Source organism: Massilia sp. Root351 (assembly GCF_001425045.1).
Taxonomy (GTDB): Bacteria; Pseudomonadota; Gammaproteobacteria; order Burkholderiales; family Burkholderiaceae_D; genus Rugamonas.
Window position 1 is genome coordinate 325,136 of record NZ_LMDJ01000003.1, and the last position, 23,131, is coordinate 348,266.

General features: G+C 66.2%; 19 protein-coding genes. 8 read left to right on the top strand and 11 right to left on the bottom strand.

Features of this window, described 5'->3' with window-relative positions; all coding sequences use genetic code 11:
• Positions 1 to 11 precede the first annotated feature (11 nt).
• The 7 genes from ASD15_RS07825 to glmU form a co-directional block, all read right to left on the bottom strand.
• Positions 12 to 2,438, bottom strand: coding sequence for a TonB-dependent receptor (locus ASD15_RS07825; protein WP_057154257.1), 2,427 nt, complete (start codon positions 2,436 to 2,438; stop codon positions 12 to 14).
• Positions 2,439 to 2,530: 92 nt separating this feature from the next.
• A complete protein-coding gene (locus tag ASD15_RS07830; RefSeq protein WP_057154258.1) occupies positions 2,531 to 3,463 on the bottom strand; it encodes a FecR domain-containing protein in 933 nt (310 codons plus the stop codon).
• Positions 3,460 to 3,942, bottom strand: coding sequence for a sigma-70 family RNA polymerase sigma factor (locus ASD15_RS07835; RefSeq protein WP_057154335.1), 483 nt, complete (start codon positions 3,940 to 3,942; stop codon positions 3,460 to 3,462). The genes ASD15_RS07830 and ASD15_RS07835 overlap by 4 nt, the downstream gene beginning before the upstream one ends.
• Before the next feature lie 87 nt (positions 3,943 to 4,029).
• Positions 4,030 to 5,757, bottom strand: a complete 1,728-nt coding sequence (locus ASD15_RS07840) for a TolC family protein (protein WP_162249886.1) — start codon at positions 5,755 to 5,757, stop codon at positions 4,030 to 4,032.
• A 13-nt stretch (positions 5,758 to 5,770) separates the two neighbouring features.
• The gene (locus tag ASD15_RS07845; protein WP_057154260.1) at positions 5,771 to 7,774 is read right to left on the bottom strand and encodes a MacB family efflux pump subunit; all 2,004 of its coding nucleotides are present in this window, start codon (positions 7,772 to 7,774) and stop codon (positions 5,771 to 5,773) included.
• Between the two features lie 8 nt (positions 7,775 to 7,782).
• A complete protein-coding gene (locus tag ASD15_RS07850) occupies positions 7,783 to 8,961 on the bottom strand; it encodes an efflux RND transporter periplasmic adaptor subunit (protein WP_057154261.1) in 1,179 nt (392 codons plus the stop codon).
• Positions 8,962 to 9,433: 472 nt separating this feature from the next.
• Entirely contained in the window at positions 9,434 to 10,822 is a 1,389-nt protein-coding gene (gene glmU, locus ASD15_RS07855; RefSeq protein ID WP_057154262.1) for a bifunctional UDP-N-acetylglucosamine diphosphorylase/glucosamine-1-phosphate N-acetyltransferase GlmU, read from the bottom strand.
• Positions 10,823 to 10,846: 24 nt separating this feature from the next.
• Between glmU and ASD15_RS07860 the strand changes: the two genes are divergently transcribed.
• The 5 genes from ASD15_RS07860 to ASD15_RS07880 all read left to right on the top strand — a co-directional run bounded on the left by ASD15_RS07860 (position 10,847) and on the right by ASD15_RS07880 (position 13,947).
• Entirely contained in the window at positions 10,847 to 11,746 is a 900-nt protein-coding gene (locus ASD15_RS07860) for a DUF6279 family lipoprotein (protein WP_229418108.1), read from the top strand.
• Between the two features lie 45 nt (positions 11,747 to 11,791).
• A complete protein-coding gene (gene rsmD / locus ASD15_RS07865; protein ID WP_057154263.1) occupies positions 11,792 to 12,430 on the top strand; it encodes a 16S rRNA (guanine(966)-N(2))-methyltransferase RsmD in 639 nt (212 codons plus the stop codon).
• Between the two features lie 91 nt (positions 12,431 to 12,521).
• Positions 12,522 to 13,025 carry a pantetheine-phosphate adenylyltransferase gene (gene coaD, locus ASD15_RS07870; RefSeq protein WP_028833720.1) on the top strand — a complete coding sequence of 168 codons (504 nt, stop codon included), beginning with the start codon at positions 12,522 to 12,524 and terminating at the stop codon, positions 13,023 to 13,025.
• A gap of 9 nt (positions 13,026 to 13,034) precedes the next feature.
• Positions 13,035 to 13,310 carry a YfhL family 4Fe-4S dicluster ferredoxin gene (locus ASD15_RS07875; RefSeq protein WP_057154264.1) on the top strand — a complete coding sequence of 92 codons (276 nt, stop codon included), beginning with the start codon at positions 13,035 to 13,037 and terminating at the stop codon, positions 13,308 to 13,310.
• 43 nt (positions 13,311 to 13,353) lie between these two features.
• On the top strand, positions 13,354 to 13,947 hold the full coding sequence (locus ASD15_RS07880; RefSeq protein ID WP_057154265.1) for a chalcone isomerase family protein: 594 nt from the start codon (positions 13,354 to 13,356) through the stop codon (positions 13,945 to 13,947).
• A gap of 76 nt (positions 13,948 to 14,023) precedes the next feature.
• On the opposite strand, the gene ASD15_RS07885 is transcribed toward ASD15_RS07880, so the two are convergent.
• Positions 14,024 to 14,266, bottom strand: a complete 243-nt coding sequence (locus tag ASD15_RS07885) for a hypothetical protein (protein WP_229418109.1) — start codon at positions 14,264 to 14,266, stop codon at positions 14,024 to 14,026.
• A 177-nt stretch (positions 14,267 to 14,443) separates the two neighbouring features.
• Between ASD15_RS07885 and ASD15_RS07890 the strand changes: the two genes are divergently transcribed.
• Positions 14,444 to 15,412 (top strand): LysR family transcriptional regulator, encoded by a 969-nt coding sequence (locus ASD15_RS07890; protein ID WP_057154267.1) that lies wholly within the window; start codon positions 14,444 to 14,446, stop codon positions 15,410 to 15,412.
• Between the two features lie 61 nt (positions 15,413 to 15,473).
• On the opposite strand, the gene ASD15_RS07895 is transcribed toward ASD15_RS07890, so the two are convergent.
• Complete coding sequence (locus ASD15_RS07895) at positions 15,474 to 17,030, bottom strand: methyl-accepting chemotaxis protein (RefSeq protein WP_057154268.1); 1,557 nt, start codon at positions 17,028 to 17,030, stop codon at positions 15,474 to 15,476.
• Positions 17,031 to 17,067: 37 nt separating this feature from the next.
• Positions 17,068 to 17,523, bottom strand: a complete 456-nt coding sequence (locus ASD15_RS07900; RefSeq protein ID WP_028833852.1) for an Lrp/AsnC ligand binding domain-containing protein — start codon at positions 17,521 to 17,523, stop codon at positions 17,068 to 17,070.
• Positions 17,524 to 17,744: 221 nt separating this feature from the next.
• Between ASD15_RS07900 and putA the strand changes: the two genes are divergently transcribed.
• A complete protein-coding gene (putA, locus tag ASD15_RS07905) occupies positions 17,745 to 21,377 on the top strand; it encodes a trifunctional transcriptional regulator/proline dehydrogenase/L-glutamate gamma-semialdehyde dehydrogenase (RefSeq protein ID WP_057154269.1) in 3,633 nt (1,210 codons plus the stop codon).
• A 139-nt stretch (positions 21,378 to 21,516) separates the two neighbouring features.
• A complete protein-coding gene (locus tag ASD15_RS07910) occupies positions 21,517 to 22,209 on the top strand; it encodes a transposase (RefSeq protein WP_057154270.1) in 693 nt (230 codons plus the stop codon).
• Positions 22,210 to 22,257: 48 nt separating this feature from the next.
• Here the strand turns inward: ASD15_RS07910 and ASD15_RS07915 are convergent, their stop codons facing one another.
• Entirely contained in the window at positions 22,258 to 22,968 is a 711-nt protein-coding gene (locus ASD15_RS07915; protein ID WP_057154271.1) for a 5'-methylthioadenosine/adenosylhomocysteine nucleosidase, read from the bottom strand.
• Positions 22,969 to 23,131: the final 163 nt, after the last annotated feature.

The following is a 23,131-nucleotide window of genomic DNA, read 5'->3' on the forward strand; positions in this document are numbered from 1 at the left end:
GCTGGTGATGCTTACTGGAAGCGGTAGTTCAGCGACAGCGACACATTGCGCGGCTCGCCCCAGAACACGCTGTCGTAGAAGCCCACGTTGCGGTAGTAGTGCTTGTCCAGCAGGTTGCTGATGTTGAGCTGTACGCTGGCCTGCCGGTTGATGCGGTAGGAGGCCATGGCGCTCACCAGCGCATACGCGCCCTGTTCGAGACGCGCTTCTTCGGTCTTCGGCGCCTTCGGACGGCCGTACCACGACTCGCCGTAGGTAGCGCTTTGCGCAGTGATGCCGGCGCCCAGTTTCAGGCCTTGCCACGCGCCGCCGAAGTCGTAGGCGCCGGACAGGCGCAGCAGGTGGCGCGGCTGGGTGGGCACGGCGCGCTTGCCGTTCGCTTCGCTGGCGTCCAGCCAGGTATAGCCGGCGCTCAGGTTCCAGCCCGCCGCCACCTGGCCGGACAGGTCGAACTCCAGGCCGCGCGCGGTGATGCCTTCGCCGTTGGCCACATAGGCCATGCCGCCGTCCGGCAGCGTGAAGCCGGGGGCCACGCTCTTGTCCAGTTCCGCCAGGTTTTTTTTCTTGGTCTGGAAGGCGGCGGCGGACGCGTTAAGGCGGCCGTTGAGGTATTCGCCCTTGATGCCCAGTTCCGCGTTGGTGCCGGTCTCCGGCGGCAGGAAGTTGTTGTTTTTGTCTCTGCTGGTTTGCGGATTGAACAAGGTGGTGTAGCTGGCGTAGGCAGACAGGTTGTCGCCCAGGTCCAGCACCAGGCCGACGTAGGGCGTGCGCTCGTCGGGCATGGCGACGGAGTCGGTGGTGCCGGTGTGCTTGCCGCTGGAATCGAAGTTGCGGGTCTCGGTGCGGTAGCTGCTAATGCGCGCGCCAACGATGGCGGTGAGGCTGTCGGCGAGGCTGAAACGGCCGGCCAGATAGGCGCCGGTCAGGCGCGTGACGCCTTCGCTGCGGGTGCCGTCCGGGATGAATACGGGGCGCGGGATATTGCCGGTCCAGATGCGGTAATCCGGAATCTTGGCCGGGTATTTCACGTCCGCTTCACCGCCTTGCGTAGTGTAGGTCTGGTTGCCGCCGTTCCAGCCTGCGATCAGGGTGTGGCGGCGGCCCAGCAGGGAGAAGGGGCCGGTGGCGTAGACGTCGAAGTTGTCGTCCACGTATTCGCCTTCACCCCACACACCGGTCCATAGCGTCATGCCGGCGCCGGTAGCGGCATTCGGGTAGCCGCTGCCGCCGTTGACCACGGCGGTGTTGTTGCGGCTGGTGGTGCGCGCATAGCCGGCGTGCAGTTTCCAGTTGTTGGCGAAGCGCTGGTCAACCGAGGCAAACACGGTTTCCTGTTCGTTGGCCCAGGTGCTCCACGGTGCGCTCAGGCTGAAGTTGCGCGGCAGGTTGGCCAGTCCGCCTTCCGAGTTCCAGTACGGCACTGCGCCCCAGGTGGAGCCCTTGGGGGCGTTGTGCTGGAAGTCCGCGCCCACGGTCAGCAGGGTGCGTTCGGCCAGATCCGCTTCCACGATGGCCATGCCGACGGTTTTGCGCTCCTGGTACATATCCATGTAGGAGTCGCGTTCCTGGTGCGCCACGGCGGCGCGTCCGCGCACGCTGCCATCCGCCGCCAGCGGAATGGACAGGTCGGCTTCCACGCGCTTGCTGTCCCAGCGCCCCAGCACCACCCCGGCGTTGCCCTGCAAGGTGCGCGTAGGGCGCTTGCGCACCATGTTGATGGCGGCGGACGGGTCGCCGGTGCCGCCCATCAGGCCACTGGCGCCGCGCACCACTTCCACGCGGTCGTACAGGATGGTGTCCGACAGCGGCGCGTTGCCGCCTTGCGGCATGCCGTCCACCTGGATGTTGTTGATACCGAAACCGCGCGCATAGTAGCGCGTGCGCTCGCTGTCCTGCTGGCCGACCATGATGCCGGTGGTTTGCGCCAGCGCTTCGTCCAGGCGGCTGATGCCCAGGTCGTCCATGCGCGCGCGGGTGATGACGCTGACCGACTGCGGCGTATCGCGCACCGACATTTCCATGCGGGTGGCGGTGCGCATGGCGCCGCTGGTATAGGAACCGGTGCCTTCGGTGCTGGCGCCGAGCGCCTGGCCCAGCACCGTCACCTGCTGCATCACGGCCGCGTTTTGCGCCGTGGCTGCGGCCGCAGTTTTCCGCAGCACGTACACGCCGCCGCCCTGCTGGGCCGCTTCCAGGCCGCTGCCTTCCAGCAGTTGCGCGAAGCCTTCGGCAACGCCGTAGTTGCCTTGCAGGCCGCGCGTGGACAGGCCGTCGGTCAGCGCCGGGTTGGACGACAGGGTGACGCCGCTCTGGCCTGCGAAGCGCGACAGCGCCGGACTGAGGGCGCCCCCGGCAATCTGGTAGTCCTTGGCGAGGGCCAGGGTAGGTGCGGCCGCTGCGGCGGCGATCATGACGGCGGTGATGGACGTGCGAACCATGAAAACTTTCCTTGTGCGTGAATGAGTTGTGCTGCTCCTGAGTTGTTTGACACGCGAGGTTCGGAAAGGGGACACGCCGGCGCGAAATAAGCTCAGGCCGGCGCCACGGTGATCCAGTAGCGGGTGCGCGCCTGGAGGCGCACAGGGAGGGAGGAGGCCAAGGCCTTGAGCACGCCGTCCGTGTCGCGCAGCTGGAAGGCGCCGGAAACGCGCAGATGCGCGGCGGCGGGGTCGCAGCGCAGCAGCCCGGGACGATAGCGCGCCAGTTCGGCGATGAATTCGCCCAAGGGCATGCGCTCGGCGTACAGCACGCCGTCCACCCAGGCGGCGGCCGCGTCCTCGTTCAGGCCTTCGACGGCGCCGCCGGCGGTGCTGAAACGGGTCTGGCTGCCGGCAGGCAACCGGTAGGCGGATGCGTTGGCTGGGGAGACTTCGACTGCGCCTTGCAGCACGGCGAGGCGGGTGTGGGCTTCATCCAGGCGCACCGTGAAGCGGGTGCCGAGCGCGCGCATGGAGCCTTGCGGACCGCGCACGATGAAAGACCGCCCTGCCGGATCGGGCGCGGTCTGGACCAGGATCTCGCCGCGCAGCAGGTGCACGGTGCGCGTGGCGGCATCGAAGCGGACATTGAGTGCGGTATCGGTGTTGAGGGTGAGGCTGCTGCCGTCGGGCAAGGTGATATCGCGGCGCTCGCCGGCGGCGGTGCACTGGTCGGCGCGCCATTCGTCCCACGGCGCGGCGCGCCAGGCGGCCCAGCCCAGTGGGGCGCCGGTGAGCACCAGCGCCAGCGTCTTGACGGCGTTGCGGCGGCTGGCGGCGCGGCGCAGTGCGGGGGCGGCCAGGGCGGATGGCACGCTGTCCAGTGTTCCAGTGACTTGTTCGGCGCGGCGCCAGGCGCGTTCATGCTCTTCGCTTTCGGCGCGCCAGGCGCGCCAGCGCCTGCGGGCGGCGGGGGACAGGCCGCCGTCCTGCATGCGCATCATCCAATACGCGGCTTCGCGCGCGGCGCGCTGGGAGAGGTTCATGCGTGGTCCGGCGCGTGCAGGATGCACTGCTCGAAAGCCAGCGCCATGTAGCGCTTGACAGTGCGCACGGTGACGCCGATCCGTTCGCCGATCTCGGCATAGGTTAGCCCTTCGAGCTGGGACAGCAGGAAGGCTTCGCGGGCTTTTTGCGGCAGGCTGTCAAGCATGGCGTCGATTTCGTGCAGCGTTTCCAGCAGCGCCAGGCGCTCCTCGGGGGACGGGGCAAGCGCGGGCGGCATTTGCGCCAGCACTTCCAGATAGGCCAGTTCCAGCGACTGCCGGCGCGCGTGGTTGATGAGCAAGTGGCGCGCCACCGTGGTCAGGTAGGCGCGCGGCTCCTGGATGGCCGGAGCGCGCTTTTCCTGGTGCAGGCAGAGGATGCGCATGAAGGTGTCGTGCGCGAGGTCGGCCGCATGGTCGGCGCCATTGAGCTTGCGGCGCAGCCAGCCCACCAGCCAGCCGTGGTGGTCCACATACATGGCGGCGAGGTCGGAGCGGGGCGCGAGGGCGATGGTGGACACGGGAACATCCTGACATATAAATGCGAATGATTCTCATTATACATATCAGGCGCCGTTTCCGGTATCGATTTGCCATCCACCACCGAGCGCGCGGTACAGGGCCACCGAGGCTTGCAGGCGCGCCAGGCGCAGTTGCAGGGCGGCGTCCTGCGCGGCGTACAGGGTGCGCTGGGCGTCGAGCAGGGTGAGCGCGCTGTCGGCGCCGGCGCGGTAGCGGGCGCTGGCCAGGTCGAAGGCGCGGCTGGCCTGGGCCAGTTCTTCTTCCTGGGCGGCGTGCTGTTCGGCAAGGGAGGACAGCGCGTTCAGCGCGCGTTCGACGTCGCCAAAGGCAGCCACGATGGCGCTTCGGTAGCCGGCCAGCAGTTCGGCGCGGCGGGCGGCGGCCAGGTCGCGCTGGGCGGCGAGGCGGCCGCCATTGAAGATGGGGGCGGCCAGGCTGGCGGCGAGGCTGTAGAGCGGGTTGTCGAGCAAGCCGGATGGGCGGTGGCCGCTGGATTGCAGGATGCCGCCCAGCGCGACGCTGGGAAGCATGGCGGCGCGGGCGGCGATGATGTCGGCGTCCGCTGCGGCCAGTTGGGCTTCGGCCTGCGCTATGTCGGGACGGCGCGCCAGCAGGGCGGACGGCAGGCCGGCATCGATGGCGGGCAAGCGCAGGCTGGCGAGCAGGCTGGGGGCTGGCGGCGCCACGTTGGCGTTGGCGTTGGCGTTGGCGTTGGCGTTGGCGTTGGCGTTGGCGTTGGCGTTGGCGTTGGCGGCGGTGGCGGCGGCAGGGTCGGCAAGGCGTGCGGCCGGGGCGGGATAGGGGGCGGCGGCTACGGCTGCGGCCGGGATGGTGGCGACTGCAGGGTCGGCAGCAGCGGGCCCCGGGGAGACGGCCGGGACGGGGACGACGTCCGGGGCGGCGGGGGCAACAGTGCGGCCCAGCAGGATGGCGAGGGTGGTGCGGCTTTCGTCGAGTTGCTGGGCGAGTTCGGCGCGCTGGCGGCGCTGGGCGGCGACCAGGCCGCGCTGCTGGGCGAGTTCGAGCGGGTGCGCGGCGCCAGCGCTGGAGCGGGAAGCCACCATTGCGAGCATGCGCTCGGCGCTGGCCAGGTTGCTGTCGGCGACGCCCAGGCGGTCGCGCAAGCCGGCGCTTTGCAGCCAGGCGGCTGCCACGCTGGCGGTGACGGCCAGCCGTGCCGCGTCGCGCGCGTGGCGGCTGGCCTGCAGCAGGGCGGCGGCGCTGTCGTCACGCGCGCGGTTGCCGCCCCAGAGGTCGACTTCGTAGCTGGCGCGAAAGGCGAGACCGTAGGCGCCGCCGGTGCTGGCGGTGTTGCCGGCCGCCCCGGAGGCTGGCGCCACGCTGCCGCGAGCCAGGCCGTCCGCCCTGCCGCCGCCGCTGGCCTCCAGCGATGTGGAGAGCACCGGCAGCCGGGCGGCGCCGGCCACGCGTGATGCGGCGTCGGCCTGGCCGACACGGGCGATGGCGGCGGCCAGGTCAAAGCTGTCGCGCTGCGCAGCTTCGACCATCTCGGCCAGTTCGGCGCTGCCAAAGTTGCGCCACCAGCCGTCGCCGGGTGTTGCGGGCAAAGCGGCTGGCGGCCGTGCGGCGGCGACAGCGAACGGCGGCGCAGCGGCGGACGGCGCGACGAGGGGCGCTGAGACTGCTGGCGCTGGTTGGCGCCAGGCGGCGGGGGGGGCGGGGTGGGAGGCAAAGCGCTCCGAAACCGGCACGGTGCGGCAGCCGGCCAGCGCCAGCAGAGGCAGGACCAGCAGCCACGATATTCTTGTCATAGTCGATTCCATTTCAGTCGGAGGCCAACGCTTGCACCGGGTCCAGCGCGGCGGCGGTGCGCGCGGGCATGAAGCCGAATACCAGCCCGGTAACCAGCGCGCAGCCGAACGCGCCCGCAATTGCGCTCAGCGAGAAGATCAGCGCCACGTCCCACCACAGCAGGGCCGACCCCACCGCCAGCCCCACGGCCACGCCGATGCTGCCGCCGGTGAGCGTGACCAGCACCGCTTCGGTAAGGAACTGACGCAGGATGTCGCGCCGGCGCGCACCGGTCGCCATGCGGATGCCGATTTCACGGGTGCGCTCGCGCACCGTCATCAGCATCACGTTCATCACGCCGATGCCGCCCACCACCAGCGACACGGCGGCGATCAGGCTCAGCATCAGCGTCATGGTGTCGCCGGTTTTCGCCTCGGCGGCGATGGAGGCGGCGGCGTTGCCGATGTCGAAGTCGCGCAGGCCGTGGCGCTCCAGCATCAGCGCTTCCACCGAGGCCTGCGTCTGCGCGACGCGGCTCACGTCGTCGACCGCCATCACCGTGTAGGTAGGCTCGCGCTGGCCGAACACCTTCAGCCCGGCGGTCGAGAACGGCAGGATCAGCAGGTTGTCCTCGTCGCGGTCGCCGCTGATGGCGCCCTTCTCCGACATCACGCCGATCACCTGCAGCGGCAGGTTGCCGATCAGGATCACCTTGCCTACCGGGTCGGCCACGTCCGGCATCAGTTCGCGCGCCAGCTTATGGCCCAGCACCGCCACATTGGCCATGTCGCGCTCGTCGTCCGGGGTGAAGAAGCCGCCCCTGGCCACCGGCCAGGTCTGGATTTCGGGCAGTGCGGGGCCGCTGCCGCGCACATAGGTCTGCACGTCGCGCCCGCCGAAGCGCACCACCTGGTTGCCGGTCACATTCGGCAGCACGTGCGCGACGTTGGGCAGTGTAGCGACCGCGTCCAGGTCCGCCAGTGTGATGCTGCGGCCCGGCATGCGCGAACTGGCGCCGATGGAGGACATGTACATGAGGTTGGAGCCGAACGCGCCCAGTTGCGCCACCACGCGCTGCTTGGCGCCCAGCCCAACCGCCAGCATGACGATCACCGACGCCACGCCGATGACGATGCCCAGCAAGGTGAGCCCGGTGCGGAAGCGGTTGATCCACATGACGCGCCAGGCGGCGCGCGCGGCCTCGCGCAGGTCGGCCCAGAAGGAAGCAGCGCTGTGCCCCGTGGCGCCAGCGCTGGCCATGTCCGGGGCGGGCAGGCCCTGTCCGGACGGCGCGGCGCCGCTGTCGCCGACGATGGCGCCGTCGCGGATTTCAATTACGCGGCGCGCCTGCGCGGCCACGCTGCGGTCGTGCGTGATGAGGATGATGGTGTGGCCGGCGTCGGCCAGCTCGTTCAGCAGCGCCATCACTTCCGCACCGCTGGCGCTGTCCAGCGCGCCGGTGGGTTCGTCGGCCAGCAGGATGCGGCCGCCGTTCATCAACGCGCGCGCTATCGACACGCGCTGCTGCTGGCCGCCGGACAGCTGGCTGGGACGGTGTTCCAGGCGCTCGCCCATGCCCAGGCGGCGCAGCAGCGCCCCGGCGCGCTCCTTGCGCTGGTGCTCCGGCATGCCGGCGTAGATGGCGGGCAGTTCGACGTTCTCGCGCGCGGTTTCGGAAGCGATCAGGTGGTAGCCCTGGAAAACGAAACCGAATGCTTCGCGGCGCAGCCATGCCAGCTGGTCGGCGCCCAGGTCCGCCACGTCCTGCCCGGCGAAGCGGTAGCTGCCTTCGCTCGGGCGGTCCAGGCAGCCCAGCAGGTGCATCAGGGTCGACTTGCCGGAGCCGGAGGCGCCGACGATGGCGACAAACTCACCGGCATGGATGTCCAGCGTAACGCCGCGCAGCACTTCCACCGCCGGGGAGCCGTTCTCGCCGCCGTAGCGCTTGCGCAGGCCGCGCAGGGCGATCAGCGGCTGCGCGGCCGCCGGCAGCAACCGGGTGGCCCCAGCTTGCGGCGCGCGCGGCGGCGCGTACATGTCCGCGCTCACAGCTGGAACCTGCCCGTGCCTTCGGGCGCGATGTCGCGCAGGACGAGCTGCTCGCCTTCGCGCAGGCCTTGCAGCACCTGCCCGTGCAGGCGGTCGCGCACGCCGATTTCCACTTCGCGCTGTTCCAGCTCGCCCGCGCCGTTCAGCACGCGCGCGGTGTAGCGTCCCGGCTTGCCTTCCCGTGCGGCCAGGGCGGGCAGCGGCGCCGCCAGCGCGTTCTTCACGGCGGCGGTGACGAAGGACACCTGCGCCGTCATCTGCGGCATGAGCTCCCCGTCCGCGTTGTCCACGTCGAACAGCGCCGTGTACAGAATCACCTTGCCGGGCGTGGGCGCCAGCGCGGTGGCGCCGTCGCGCGGCTGGGCCGCAGGCGCGGGCAGCACCTGCCGCACCTTGCCCTCCCAGCGGCGCTGGCTGGCGCCCAGGGTGGTGAAATAGACCGGCATGCCGGCCTTCACTCGCCGCACGTCGGCCTCGGACACTTCGGTCCATACCGTCATGCCCGACAGGTCCGCCACGCGCAGCACGTTGGGCGTCTGGTAGGTGGCGTTCAAGGTCTGCCCCTCGCGCGCTTCGACCGACACCACGGTGCCGCCCATGGGCGCGTAGATGCGGGTGTAGCCCAGGCGCGCCACGTCCGCCTTCAACGCGGCTTCGGTCTGCGCAATCTGCGCCCGCAGGTTGGCGATGCGGGCAACGGCCGTCTCCACGGCGGCGGCGGCCACTTGCACGTCCTCTTCGCGGGTGGCGCCGTCGCGCGCCATTTGCTGCTGGCGCGCATCCTGCTGCCTGGCCAGGCGGTGCTGGGCGCGCTGCTCGGCCAGCTGGGCCGTCAGCCCGGCCAGCGCGGCCCGGCCCGCGTCCACCGTGGCCTGCTGCACGCTGGGGTCGATCTCCACCAGCAGGTCGCCCTTTTCGACCACGGCGCCGGGCGCCACATGCAGGCGCAGCACCTGGCCGGACACTTGCGCGCCGATGTCCACATAGCTGCGCGGCTGCAGCGTCCCGATGGCCATGACGCTGGCCTCGATACTGGCGCGCGCCACGCGCACGGTTTCAACTTTGGGCGCCGCCTGCTGCTGGCGCCATGCGGCAACGCCGGCCGCTATCGCGGCGGCGCCCAGCAGCGCCAGCACGGCGTTGCGGCGGAACTTGGAAGGAAGGGGAATTGCCATGCACTCAAACCTTTTCGGACAGGAGGGACGCCGAAGGCATCCTTACTATCCATGACCGCCGAAACGGAAAAAGGGGTCAGCGCGGGCAAAAAAATCAGCGCGCGGCCGGCGTGCTCCGGCGGCCGCCCAGCCGTCACCCGGTCGGAGCCCTGTTATCCAGCAGTTTTCCTGTCGATTTCCACAGGCTTATGCACACAGCAAATATGGCCGTCCGGAATCAAAATCCGCTTATACCGGCTTATCCAACACTTGTTCAGGACTTTTTCAGTGGGATATCAACAATCTTATCCACAATCGGCGCAGCTGTCCGCATGCGCACCTCGCTAAAGCTAGCAAGCAAGTAGCCACTGCGCCTATGCCAACTTACCCCCTGCTTGCCCACCGCATATGGACAGCTTGTCTACAAGCTTGCTCACATGGTTATCCACAAAAAAAACGGCGCCCGAAGGCGCCGTGCACTGCATGCGGAAACTTACTTCTTGATCTTGACCGGGCGCTTCCAGCCGGGAATGGTCAGCTGCTTGGGACGCGAGATGGTCAGCTGCTCGGCCGGCGCATCCTTGGTCAGCGTGGTGCCGGCGCCGATAGTGGCGCCACGGCCCACCGTCACCGGGGCCACCAGCTGGCTGTCACTGCCGATGAAGGCATCGTCCTCGATCACGGTGCGGAACTTGTTGGCGCCGTCGTAATTGCAGGTGATGACACCGGCGCCCACGTTCACGCGCGAACCGACGGTGGCGTCGCCCACGTAGGCAAGGTGGTTGGCCTTGCTGTGCGCGGCGATCTGGCTGTTCTTGATTTCGACGAAGTTGCCGATGTGGACGTCTTCGGCCAGCTCGGTGCCCGGGCGCAGGCGCGCGTAGGGGCCGATGATGGATTTGGCGCCCACCACCGCGTCTTCGATGTGGCAGAAGGGCTTGATCTGCACACCGGCAGCGATGCGGGCGTTGACCAGCACGCTGTGCGCACCGACAGTGACGCCGTCGGCCAGCTCGACCTTGCCTTCAAACACGCAGCCGACGTCGATGGTGACGTCGCGGCCGCAAACCAGTTCGCCGCGCACGTCGATGCGGGCCGGGTCCATCACGGTCACGCCGCGCTCGAGCAGCGCCTGGGCAATATTGAGCTGGTGGATGCGTTCCAGCTGGGCCAGCTGCACCTTGGAATTGACGCCCGCCACTTCCCACACGCCGCCCGGGTTGGCCGAGACCACCGGCACGCCGTCCGCCACCGCCTGGGCCACGATGTCGGTCAGGTAGTACTCGCCCTGCGCGTTATTGTTCTGCAGCGCGGCCAGCCATTTCTTCAGGCGCGCGGTAGGCGCCACCATGATGCCGCTGTTGATTTCCTTGATGGCGCGTTCTTCCGCGCTGGCATCCTTTTCCTCGACGATGCGGATGATCTGGCCGGTCCTTTGCCCGCCTTCGCGCACAATGCGGCCCAGGCCGAACGGATCATCCTGCTCCACGGTGAGGATGCCCAGCTTGTCCGACCCGGCCGCGTCCACCAGGCGCTGCAGCGAGGCCGAAGTGGTCAGCGGCACATCGCCGTACAGGATCAGGGTGGGGTGGGCTTCGTCCAGCACCGGCAGCGCCTGCATGACGGCGTGGCCGGTGCCCAGCTGCGGTTCCTGCAGCGCGGCGGAGATATCGGCGCCGGGCACCTGCTTCTCCTTTTCCAGCTGCTCCAGCACGGCTGCGCCCCCGTGGCCGTAAATCACGCATAATTTGGCCGGGGACAAGCCGCGCGCAGTATCGATCACGTGCGACAACAGCGGCTTGCCTGCCAGCGGATGCAATACCTTGGGCAATGCGGACTGCATACGTTTGCCCATGCCGGCGGCGAGAATAACTACGTTCATAGGCCTACTCAAAGAGTTAAGAATATGGAAAAGTTTAACATGCAGGACACCCGCAACCGGGGCGCACGGTACATTTTCGCCTTCCTTTTCCTGGTGCTGCTGGGCGCGTGCAGCTCGCTGCGCCTGGCCTATAACAACGGCGACACGCTGCTGTTCTGGTGGCTGGACGCCTATGTGGACCTGGATTCGGCGCAAAAGCCGCCGGTCAAGTCGGACATCGGCAACTTCTTCCGCTGGCACCGCAAAACCCAGCTGCAGGACTACGCCCAGGTGCTGCAGCGCGCCCAGCAGCAACTGCAGGCCAATCCCAGCCTGGCCGATTTGCAGGCGGACTACAAGGACATCCGCGCGCGCACCCAGGCCATGCTGCTCAAGGCGGCGCCGGACATCGCCGAGCTGGCACTGTCGCTGAAGCCGGAGCAGCTCGAGCAGATGGCAGAGAAGTTCGACAAGAACAACCGCGACTTCCGCAAAAAGAACATGAAGGGCGGGCGCGACGAGCAGCTCAAGTTCCGCTACAAGAAATCCATGGAGCAGTTCGGGTTATGGTTCGGCAATTTCAGCCGCGAGCAGGAGGCCGTGATCCGCAAGGCGTCCGACGCCCGTCCGCTGGACAACGAGCTGTGGCTGGACGAGCGCATGCGGCGCCAGAAGGGCATTCTCGCGCTGGCGCACCGCATCCAGCAGGAAAAGCCGTCGCAGGCGGCGGCCGAGACCATGGTGCGCGAGCTGATCCAGGAAAACTTCGAGCGCACCGAGAAGCCGTCCGACCGCAAGCCTTTCTTCGACGCCTACGCCAACGGCACCATGGAACTGGTGCTGACCGTGATCCGCATCGCCACGCCGGAACAAAAGGCGCACGCGCACAAGCGCATGCAGGGCTGGATCGAGGATTTGAACGCGCTGGCGGTGCAGGCCAGGTAGGCGCAGCCCGGGAAGCGGCCCGGCGCCGCATGTTATAGTGCCGCCATGCAAAAGAAGCCCGTTAAAAAACCCGCCAAAGTGCCCGTCCACGGGCCAAAACACAGCAACCAGGTCCGCATTATCGGCGGCGCCTGGAAGCGCACCCCGTTGCCCGTGCTGGAAGCGCTGGGCCTGCGTCCGACGCCGGACCGCGTGCGCGAGACCGCCTTCAACTGGATCAGCCACCTGCGCGACGGCGAATGGGCCAGCGCCCAGGTGCTGGACCTGTTCGCCGGCAGCGGCGCGCTCGGTTTCGAAGCCGCCAGCCGCGGCGCCGCCGGCGTCATCATGGCCGACACCAACACCGCCGTGGTGCGCCAGCTGGACGCGATCAAGAATAAGCTGAACGCCGCCAATGTGCAGCTGCTGCGCAGCGACGCGCTGGCCACCGCCCAGTCGCTGGCCGTGCGCGGCCAGAAGTTCGACCTGATCTTCCTGGACCCGCCCTACCAGCAGGACTTCCTGGCGCGCGTTTTGCCGCTTTGCAGCAAATTGCTCAAGGAAAAGGGTCTGGTCTATGCCGAATCCGGGCTGCCGCTGACCTTCGAAGAGGGCGAGGCGCCCGAGTGGATGAATGGCTGGAACGTGGTCCGGGCTGACAAGGCCGGGATGGTGTTCTATCATTTACTTCAGTACCAGGGCTAGGCTGGACCAGGCCAAACCCGGCCCGGACCTGCGGGAGCGCCTGATTTTCAGGCATAATGCGCGTTCTATGGTGCGTCGCAAGGGAGCCGCAATGGTAGTAGCCGTATATCCGGGAACGTTCGATCCGCTGACCCGCGGGCATGAAGATTTGGTGCGCCGCGCCTCCGGCCTGTTTGACACGCTGGTGGTGGGCGTGGCCGACAGCCAGAACAAAAACCCCTTCTTCTCGCTGGAAGAACGCCTGGAAATCGCCAACGAGGTGCTGGGCCACTATCCGAACGTGAAAGTGGAGAGCTTCTCCGGCCTGCTGAAAGACTTCGTGCGCCAGCACGACGCGCGGGTGATCGTGCGCGGCCTGCGCGCCGTGTCCGACTTCGAGTACGAGTTCCAGATGGCGGGCATGAACCGCTACCTGCTGCCGGACGTCGAAACGCTGTTCCTGACCCCGTCCGACCAGTACCAGTTCATTTCGGGCACCATCGTGCGCGAGATCGCCATGCTGGGCGGCGACGTGTCCAAATTTGTATTCCCTTCCGTCGACCGCTGGCTGCAAAAGAAAATTGCAGCGATCAAGGGCGCGCAGGCGGCGGGCTAAGGATTTACCATGGCTTTACTGATTACCGACGAGTGCATCAACTGCGACGTGTGCGAGCCCGAGTGCCCGAACGACGCCATCTACATGGGGGCCGAGATCTACGAGATCGACCCCAACAAGTGCACCGAATGCGTCGGCCACTTCGACGAGCCGCAATGCGTGGCGATCTGCCCGGTGGAATGCATCCCCCTCAATCCGGCCTGGATTGAGACCAAGGAGCAGCTGATGGCGAAATACGAGCGTTTGACCGCAGGCAAGGGTGAAGGCGAAGCTGACAACGCTTAAAGGAATGGTATATTTGCCTCCATAACACCTTTATGGAGACAACATGACCTTTGCCCGCCGTTCCATCCTGAAAAGCGCCGCCGCAGCCGCTGTGCTTGCGCTGGCCGCCTTGCCCGCTTTCGCCGCCGACGTGGCCGGCGTGAAGTTCGACGAGACCATCGCCGTCAACGGCGCCACGCTGAAACTGAATGGCGCCGGCCTGCGCACCAAAGTCATCTTCAAGGTCTACGCGCTGGGCCTGTATCTCCCTGAAAAGAAATCGACCGTGGCCGAGATCCTGGCCGCCGAGGGCCCGCGCCGTGTGAAAATCGTGGTGCTGCGCGAGCTCACGTCGGACGAGTTCGGCAAAGCCTTCATGAGTGGCCTCAATGACAACACGGACGCGGCCGAGCGCGCCAAGCTGGTGCCGCAAACCAAACAATTCGGTGAAATGTTCGCCATGTTCCCCGCGCTGAAGAAGGGCGATGTGCTGACGGTGGACTGGATACCGGGTACCGGTTCGCAGGTGATGTTGAACGGCAAGAATGTCGGCGGCACGCTGCCGGACGTGGCGTTCTATAACGCCATCCTGCGCATCTGGCTGGGCGACAAGCCGGTGGACAGCTCGCTGAAGCCTCAGCTGCTGGGGGAAAAATAAAGTTGTTGCGGCGCGGCAGACGTATTAAACCGTTCTGCCGCGCAATACCATCTGTGCTGCGTAAATCTTGGGCAACTCAGGCGCGGGCGGCCATGGCGCGCAATTCGGCGGCGTGGCTGGGCGCGCTTTCCATCGAATTCAGCATGCGGTTCAGCATCATGGCGTCCTTCATCAGGCGGCGCTGCAGCCGTTCTTCCTTGCTCAGCTTGGGTTTCACCACCAGCAGCAGCGCACGCGCGATACCGCGCAGCAGCGGCTTAAACAACAGCAGCATGGCCAGCGCCAGCACGGCGCCCAGCAGGATTTGAACGGCTTCCATGATAGAAATTCCAGTAGTTAAGGCTTGTACAGCAGAAATGAAGGTAGACATTGAAGTTCAGGTGCAATTACAATCAAGTGTCACTATAGTGCGCTGCAACATATAAATCCAATTCCGTTTCCCGATATCAACTATACGGAACGTGAATAAGAGTCCTTACCACCGAGCCGAGTATTTATGAGCTTCCTGACGCTGGACTTGAACTTGCTGCGTGTATTCGACGCGGTGATGACCGAGCAAAACCTCACCCGTGCCGCCGGCCACCTGGCAATGACCCAGCCGGCCGTCTCCAACGCCATCAAGCGCCTGCGCGAAAGCCTGGGCGACGAACTGCTGATCCGCACCGCCTACGGCGTCAAGCCGACCCCGCGCGCCGAGGCCCTGTGGCCGTCCGTGCGCAGCGCGCTGGCCAGCCTGGAGGCGGCGGTCACGCCCGAGACTTTCGACGTGTCCAAGGCGCATGCCACCTTCCGCCTGGCCATGGCCGACGCCACCGCCGCCTTCTGGCTGCCGTCGCTGATGCGTTCGATCGAACGCGAGGCGCCGGGGGTGAACGTGCGCATGGTGCCGCTGACCACGCGCGAACCGCGCCCGATGCTGCTGCGCGGCGACGTGGACCTGGCGGTGGGCTTTTTCCCCGGCGTGGCGGCCCAGCTGTCGAGCGACACCAGTTCGCCGATTCGCCATGAGCGCCTGTATTCCGGACATTATGTGTGCGTGATGCGGCGCGACCATCCGCTGGCCAAGAGCGACCTGACGCTGGAGAACTATTGCGCGGCCAACCACCTGCTGGTGAGCTTCTCGGGACGCGCACACGGCCTGGTGGACGAAGCGCTGGCGCAGATCCAGCGCGAGCGGCGCATTTTGCTGACGGTGAACCAGTTCTTCACGGCCGGACGCGTGGTGGCCAACTCGGACCTGATCACCGTGCTGCCCAAGCACCTGATCGCCTCCACCGGCATGACGGAGGCACTGATCCACAAGGAACTGCCGTTCACGCTACCGGCGGTGCACCTGGACATGCTCTGGCACGAGCGCGACGCGCGCAGCCCGGCGCATAAATGGCTGCGTGCCAACCTGGAAGGCATGAACAGCGTGGCCCAGCGCACCGCGCCGGGCACCAGCCCGCGCAGCGATACCTACTGAGCCGGCGGGTTAAGCGGCGGTGCCGCTCACCCGTCACCGCTCACCCGCCACCGCGCGCCGATCAGTGCGCAGCCGAGCGGTAGCCGATGCGGAACCCGCCCCAGTGCTGGCCGTTGACAAAGATAGGCGCCGACAAGTCATGCATCACTTCCCCCGTGTCGCGCTTGTAGGTTTGCAGCAGGAAGGGCTTGGTGTTTGAGCCGCAGCGCTTGCCGGTGCGGTCGCTGAAGATGCGCTTGGTGCGGTTGTTGACGATGTCGACATCGTAATTGCCCGTCAGCGGCTGCGAGAACTTCTTGTTGTGGGTGGGGAAGTAGCCGTTGTTGTCCACCGCGCCCGCGTACGCCAGGTGCGGCATGCGCGCCAGCAGGCTTTCCTGCAAGTCCGGCAGCACGCGGTCGGTGAAGGCGTCGAACCTGGTGTTGTGCTTGGGCGGGTCGGTGTTCGGGATCGGCGTGTACTGCCGGTCGAACAGCGCCGCGTGCGTGATCTTGCCGCTGGCGATGGCCGCCTCGAACAGCTTGCCCACTTCCTTCGCGGCTGTCTGCGCCGCTGTGCGGATTTCATCGTGCGCGGTCGGTATCTCCGACAGGCCCAGCGCCGCCGTGATGACTTCGGCGCGCTCGGCCAGCGCCATCGCGGAACCCGTGGCGCGCGGCAGCTCGGCGTCGGTGGACAGCATGCTGTCGCGGATCTGGGTGATGGCGTCCGCGATCACGCGCGTGGTTTCCACGTGCTCGCGCGAAGCCTGGGCGATCTGCCCGATCTCTTTTTCCGACACGCCGGACGACTGCTCGATACTGCTCAGCAGCCCGTGCACCGTTTCCACATTGCCGGCCGCCTCGCTCACCATGCCGGCCAGCGAAGCCATGCCGGCGGTGGCCGACACGGCCTGCTCGTTAATGGCCCGCACCATGGCGCTGATCTCGTCGGTAGCTTCCTTGGTGCGCTGCGCCAGCTGGCGCACTTCGCCGGCCACCACCGCAAAGCCGCGCCCCTGTTCGCCGGCGCGCGCGGCCTCGATGGCGGCATTCAGCGCCAGCAGGTTGGTGCGCGCGGAGATTTCGGTGATGGCTTCCGTGAAGCCGTAGATGCGCTTGGCCTTTTCCTGCAGGCTGACCATGGTGGCCGCTGCCTGCTGCGCGTCGCCGCGGGCGCGGCTGATGCGGGACAGGCCCTGGTCGACCTCGGCGCGGCCGGTTTCGGTTTCGGCGCGGACCCGCGCCGCCACCTGCGCGGCGCGCTCGGCGTTGGCCGCGATCTGCTCGGTGGCGCGCGCGTTGTGGCTGGAGCTGGCCACGATCTCGCTGGCCGTGCGCACGTCGCTTTCGATTTTCTTTTTGACGGAATCGACGAAGTAAGAGGTCTCCGCCGCGCCTATCATGATGGCGTCGATTTCCTCGCCCACCGTGTGCGCGAAGCGGCGCGTGCCGTCGTCGCCGTTGCCGGCCGCCGCCTGGGCCAGCTGCGCCGTCAGCGCCGCCACCAGGCCAGCCAGGGTGGCCTGCCACAGCGCGCCGGCGCCAGCCGTCTGTGCCAGCCACGCTGCCAAAGCGCCCGCCGCCGTGGCGCCGAGTATCCGTAAAATCTGTCGCACCTGCTTGTGCTGCAACTTCATCTGACCTCCCTAGTAGCGGCTTAGGCTTGCAAATCAGTTATTTGATCGGCAGCTTGCTCGTATTTTTTACTTCCTCCATCACAGCATATGTATGCGTCTCGCGCACGCCTTTTTGCAGCAAGGTCTTGCCCAGGAACTCGCGGTAGGCCGCCATGTCCTTGACGCGCGCCTTCACCAGGTAGTCGAAACCGCCGGCCACCATATGGCACTCGAGTACTTCGGGGATCACCTGGACGCTATGTTTGAATGCATCAAAGACTTCGGGCGTGGTACGATCTAGCACCACTTCAATAAACACCAGCAGCGACACATCCAGCAATTGCGGGTTGAGCTGGGCGGTGTAGCCCATGATGTAGCCGGACTCGTGCAGCTTGCGCACCCGTTCCAGGCATGCCGCAGGCGACAGGTTGACACGCGCAGCAAGCTCCACGTTGCTGATGCGTCCGTCGCTCTGTAGCTCCATCAGTATCTTCTTACTGATCTTGTCCAGCATGAGTTATCCCCCTCAAATTATATTTGGTTAAATTCTCTCATCAAAAACTATGTATGGCTAGTCTTTAGTAATACCAGAATTAATCCAGAAGATTTCACTCTACAATCGAATCATTAGCAGCGCGGTAGCAAAACAGACGATTACGCTCGCCCAGCCCGGTGCCGGACGGGCGTTTTTTACTGTGTGCGCGTTGAAATCCTCATTGTAGAAAGCCTCTCTTCATGCAAGCAGCCACCCCGGCTCCGGCCACTCCGTTCTCCACCTTGCAAGCCGAAATCCTGCGCCAGCCCAGCCCGCTGCGCGCCGCCATCACAGCCGCCTACCGCCGCGACGAAGCCGGCGCCGTGCAGTGGCTGTTGGGGCAGGTGCGCGAAAGCGGCACCGCCGACGCGCAGGCGCTGGCGCACCGCCTGGTGTCGTCGGTGCGCAAGGAACGCACCCGCGCCTCCGGCGTGGACGCGCTGATGCACGAGTTTTCGCTGTCGTCGGAAGAAGGCGTGGCGCTGATGTGCCTGGCCGAAGCACTGTTGCGCATCCCCGACAGCGCCACGGCCGACCGCCTGATCGCCGACAAGATCAGCAAGGGCGACTGGCGCAAGCACCTGGGCGAATCGCCGTCCATGTTCGTCAACGCCGCCACCTGGGGCCTGCTGGTAACCGGCAAGCTGGTCGGCTCGAGCAGCGAACAGGGCCTGGGTTCGGCCATCACGCGCCTGATCGCCAAGGGCGGCGAACCGCTGATCCGCAAAGGCGTGGACCTGGCCATGCGCATGCTGGGCAACCAGTTCGTCACCGGCCAGACCATAGCCGAGGCGATCAAGAACGGCCAGCCCAACGAAGCCCGCGGCTACCGCTATTCCTACGACATGCTGGGCGAGGCGGCGCTGACCGAAGCGGACGCGGCCAACTACTACGCCGCCTACGAGACAGCGATCCACGCCATCGGCCGCGCGTCCGACGGCCGCGGCATCAAGGACGGCCCGGGCATCTCGGTCAAGCTGTCCGCGCTGCACCCGCGCTACTCGCGCGCCCAGCACGCCCGCGTGATGGAAGAACTGCTGCCGCGCCTGACCGCGCTGGTGCTGCTGGCCAAGCAATACAACATCGGCCTGAACATCGACGCCGAAGAAGCCGACCGCCTGGAACTGTCGCTGGACCTGATGGAAGCCATGGCGTTCGACCCGGCGCTGGAAGGCTTCGACGGCATCGGCTTCGTGGTGCAGGCCTACCAGAAGCGCTGCCCCTTCGTGCTCGACTACCTGATCGACCTGGCCAAGCGCAGCGGCCGCAAATTCATGGTGCGCCTGGTCAAGGGCGCCTACTGGGATGCCGAGATCAAGCGCGCCCAGGTGGACGGCATGCCCGGCTACCCGGTCTACACGCGCAAGGTGTACACCGACGTGTCCTACCTGGTGTGCGCGCAGAAGCTGCTGGGCGCCACCGACCGCATTTTTGCCCAGTTCGCCACCCACAATGCGCAAACCCTGGCCACCATCTACACCTGGGCCAAGGAAGCGGGCGTCAGCAACTACGAGTTCCAGTGCCTGCACGGCATGGGCGAATCGCTGTACGACCAGGTGGTGGGCAAGGACAACCTGGACAAGGCCTGCCGCATCTACGCCCCGGTCGGCTCGCATGAAACGCTGCTGGCCTACCTGGTGCGCCGCCTGCTGGAAAACGGCGCCAACTCCTCCTTCGTCAACCAGATCGTGGACGAAGCGATTCCGGTCGCATCGCTGATCAAGAACCCGATCGACGCCGCGCGCGAACAGGGCGGCCTGCCGCATCCGGCCATCCGCCTGCCGCTGGACCTGTTCGGCGACGAGCGCCGCAACTCGGCCGGCCTGGACCTGTCCAACGAGGACGTGCTGCGCCAGGTGGCCGCCGCGCTGGCCGAGCCGCGCAGCTGGAGCGCCGGCCCGCTGCTGGCGGGCGCGCTGACCATCGGCCAGCCATCGCAAGCGGTGATCAACCCGGCCCAGCGCAGCGACGTGGTCGGCAGCGTCACCGAAGCGACCGCCGCCGATGTCGACAGCGCGCTGGCCAGCGCCAGCGCCTACGCCATGGACTGGCAAACCACCGAGCCGTCGCTGCGCGCCGCCGCGCTGATGCGCGCGGCCGACCTGTTCGAGAAAAACATGCTGGAGCTGATGGCGCTGGCCATCCGCGAAGCGGGCAAGTCGCTGCCCAACGCCGTCGCCGAGATCCGCGAAGCGGTGGACTTCCTGCGCTACTACGCGCAGCAGGTGGGCTCGTCCGCCAATACGCTGGCGCTTGGTCCCGTGACCTGCATCAGCCCGTGGAACTTCCCGCTGGCCATCTTCACCGGCCAGGCCGCCGCCGCGCTGGCGGCCGGCAACGTGGTGCTGGCCAAGCCGGCCGAGCAAACCCCGCTGATCGCCCACCGCGCGGTCGAACTGATGCACGAAGCGGGCGTCCCGCGCGCCGCGCTGCAATTCCTGCCGGGCCGCGGCGAAGTGGTCGGCGCCGGCCTGTGCAACGACGCGCGCGTCAAAGGCGTGATCTTCACCGGTTCCACCGAAGTGGCGCAGCTGATCAACCGCACCCTGGCCAAGCGCGCCGTGGCCGAGGGCGCGGACATCCCGCTGATCGCCGAAACCGGCGGCCAGAACGCCATGATCGTCGACTCCTCCGCACTGCCCGAGCAAGTGGTGCAGGACGCGATCTCGTCCGCGTTCGACAGCGCCGGCCAGCGCTGCTCCGCGCTGCGCGTGCTGTTCCTGCAGGAAGACATTGCCGACAAGACCATCAAAATGCTGAAGGGCGCGATGAGCGAGCTCAACATCGGCAGCCCGGACCGCCTGGTCACCGACATCGGCCCCGTGATCGACAGCGAAGCGCAGCAGAACCTGCTGAACCACATCGACGCGATGAAAAAATCCGCGCTCAATCACTTCTCGCTGAACCTGCCGGTGGCCTCGGCCGGCACCTTCGTGCCGCCGACCGTGCTGGAAATCCGCTCGCTTGACGAGCTGAGCAAGGAAGTGTTCGGCCCCGTGATGCACGTGATCCGCTACAAGCGCGCCGACCTGGGCAAGATCGTCGAGCAGATCAACGCCAGCGGCTACGGCCTGACGCTGGGCGTGCACTCGCGGATTGACGAGACGATCGACTTCATCACCGCCCGCGCGCACGTCGGCAACATCTACATCAACCGCAACATCGTCGGCGCGGTGGTGGGCGTGCAGCCGTTCGGCGGCGAAGGCAAATCCGGCACCGGCCCGAAAGCCGGCGGCCCGCTGTACCTCAAGCGCTTGCAGCGCGGCGCCGCCGCGCCGGCCCAGCACGCCCGCCTGGCCACGCCGGCGCTGGACGCGCTGGAAGTGTGGGCCAAGGGGCAGGGACGCGAGCGCCTGGTCTCGCTGGCCGACCAGTACGCCCACAGCACCACCTTGGGCAGCACCATCGAGCTGCCGGGCCCGACGGGCGAGCGCAACACCCTGCGCTTCGCTTCGCGCGGCAACGTGGTCTGCCTGGCCAACTCGGCCGAGGTGCTGCTGAACCAGATCGCCGCTGTGCTGGCGACGGGCAACCGGGCGGTGGTGGTATCGGCATCGCTGCCGGCGGACCTGCCGGCGGCGGTGCTGGACCAGGTCAAGCAGGCGGCAAGCCTCGCCAGCATCGATTGCAGCTTCCAGGTGGCTCTGGTTGAGTCCGCCCTGGCCCCGGGGGTACGCGAGCAGCTGGCGGCCCGTGACGGGGCTCTGGTGGCCGTTATCGACACCTCGGCGGAAGAAGCCATCCCCCTGTGGCGCCTGGTAGCCGAGCGCGCCCTGTGCGTCAACACCACGGCGGCCGGCGGCAACGCCAGCCTGATGACCCTCAGCGCCTAAATTTCCGGCGTCTCCCCTCAAGCCAGGCACCCCGCCTGGCTTTTTTTTGCCCCAAACCAAAATGGGGTCAGGGTTAATTAATTTTGCAATTATTGCGTCACGTCATGACGCCAATTGCTGCCCGGCATAAGCTTGCCAAATGTCCCGCCCACCCCGCATCCAGCTAGACGGCGTTCCCCTGCACTTGGTGCAGCGCGGACACAATCGCGCCGACTGCTTTTTCGACGATGACGACTACGAGTTCTATCTGCATTGCCTGGGCCGTGCGCTCGACGAGCATGCATGCTCGCTGCATGCCTATGTGCTGATGACGAACCACGTGCATTTGCTCCTCACGCCCGAGCATCGCGACAGCGTGGCCAGGCTGTTTATGTCCATGGGTCGGCGGTATGTACGCTACATCAACGAAAAGTACGACAGGTCCGGCACGCTGTGGGAGGGTCGCTATCGTTCTTCGCTGGTGCAGGCCGAAGCCTATTTGTTCCATTGTCACCGTTACATCGAGCTCAATCCGGTGCGGGCGCGCATGGTGAAGGCGCCGGACCTCTACCGCTGGAGCAGCTTTCGCGCCAACGCGCTGGGAGAACGGAATCCTTTGCTCACGCAGCACGAGCTGTACATGGGCCTGGGAAAAGACGCCGCTGAAAGGCAGTCCACTTATCGCGCTATCTTCGGCAGCCGCCTAGGCGACGATCTTCTGCACGCAATACGCAACGCACTCAACCACAACAAGCCTGTGGGTAACCCGGAGTTTCTCCACAAGGTGGAAAAAATGACGGAAGTGCGGTGCGACATCTTGCTGCCCGGCAGACCTTGCGCCCGGGATAATTAACCCTGACCCCATTTGTCGGGCAGGAAATGAGCGCGCGTGGGGATAACTTCAGGTTTGTCCACAGAAGCTTTTGAGGATGCCGTAGGCGTAGCGGGAGGCGACTGTCTGGACGAAGTGCATGAAGTCGACCGCGGCGTCTTCATTGGCGTTGTCGGAGATGGTGCGGATGACGCTGAACGGTATGCCCAGCTCGAAACACACTTGCGCAACCGCTGCGCCTTCCATTTCCACTGCCAGTAATTCGGGCAATGCATCCTTGAGCGCGGCGATCTGGCTGCGTTTGTTGATGAATTGGTCTCCGCTGGCAATCAGTCCGCGATGAAATTGGGGGCTGCCGGGCTCGTTTTGCAGGAAGTCGCGCGCTGCCGCTGCCAGGCGGCGCGTCAGTTCGCGGTCGCTGGCAATGTGCGATTGGCCTGTTAACGGGATTTCGAAGCGCGAAAACAGCGGGCTGGCGTCCATGTCGTGCTGCACCAGACTGTCTGCAACCACCACATCTCCCACCCTGACGCCCAGGTCGCCGCTGCCGGCAACGCCGGTGAAGACGATGTGGGTAACGCCGAACTTTTCCACAAGGATGCTGGCAGTCATGGCGGCAGCTACTTTGCCTATGCGGGACAGCACGCAGACCGTGTCTACGTTCCATAGCTTGCCTGCGGTGTAGTCGCGCATGCCGTGGCTCGCTTTGTTCGGGCTTTCCATGGCTTCTATCAGTCCGTTTTGCTCTTCAGCGAGTGCGCTGATGATGCCAAGACGCATTTTTCCTCCGTTTTTGGGCTTCGCGTTTTTTTATAGGTTTACAACAAAGATATATATAAAAAATAGTAGTAGATAGTAAACCAGCGCTTTTCTGTGGATAAGTCTGTTAACAAGCTAAGAATCAGGGGTTTACAGCGTTTACAAGCACCTGAACAAGCATTGT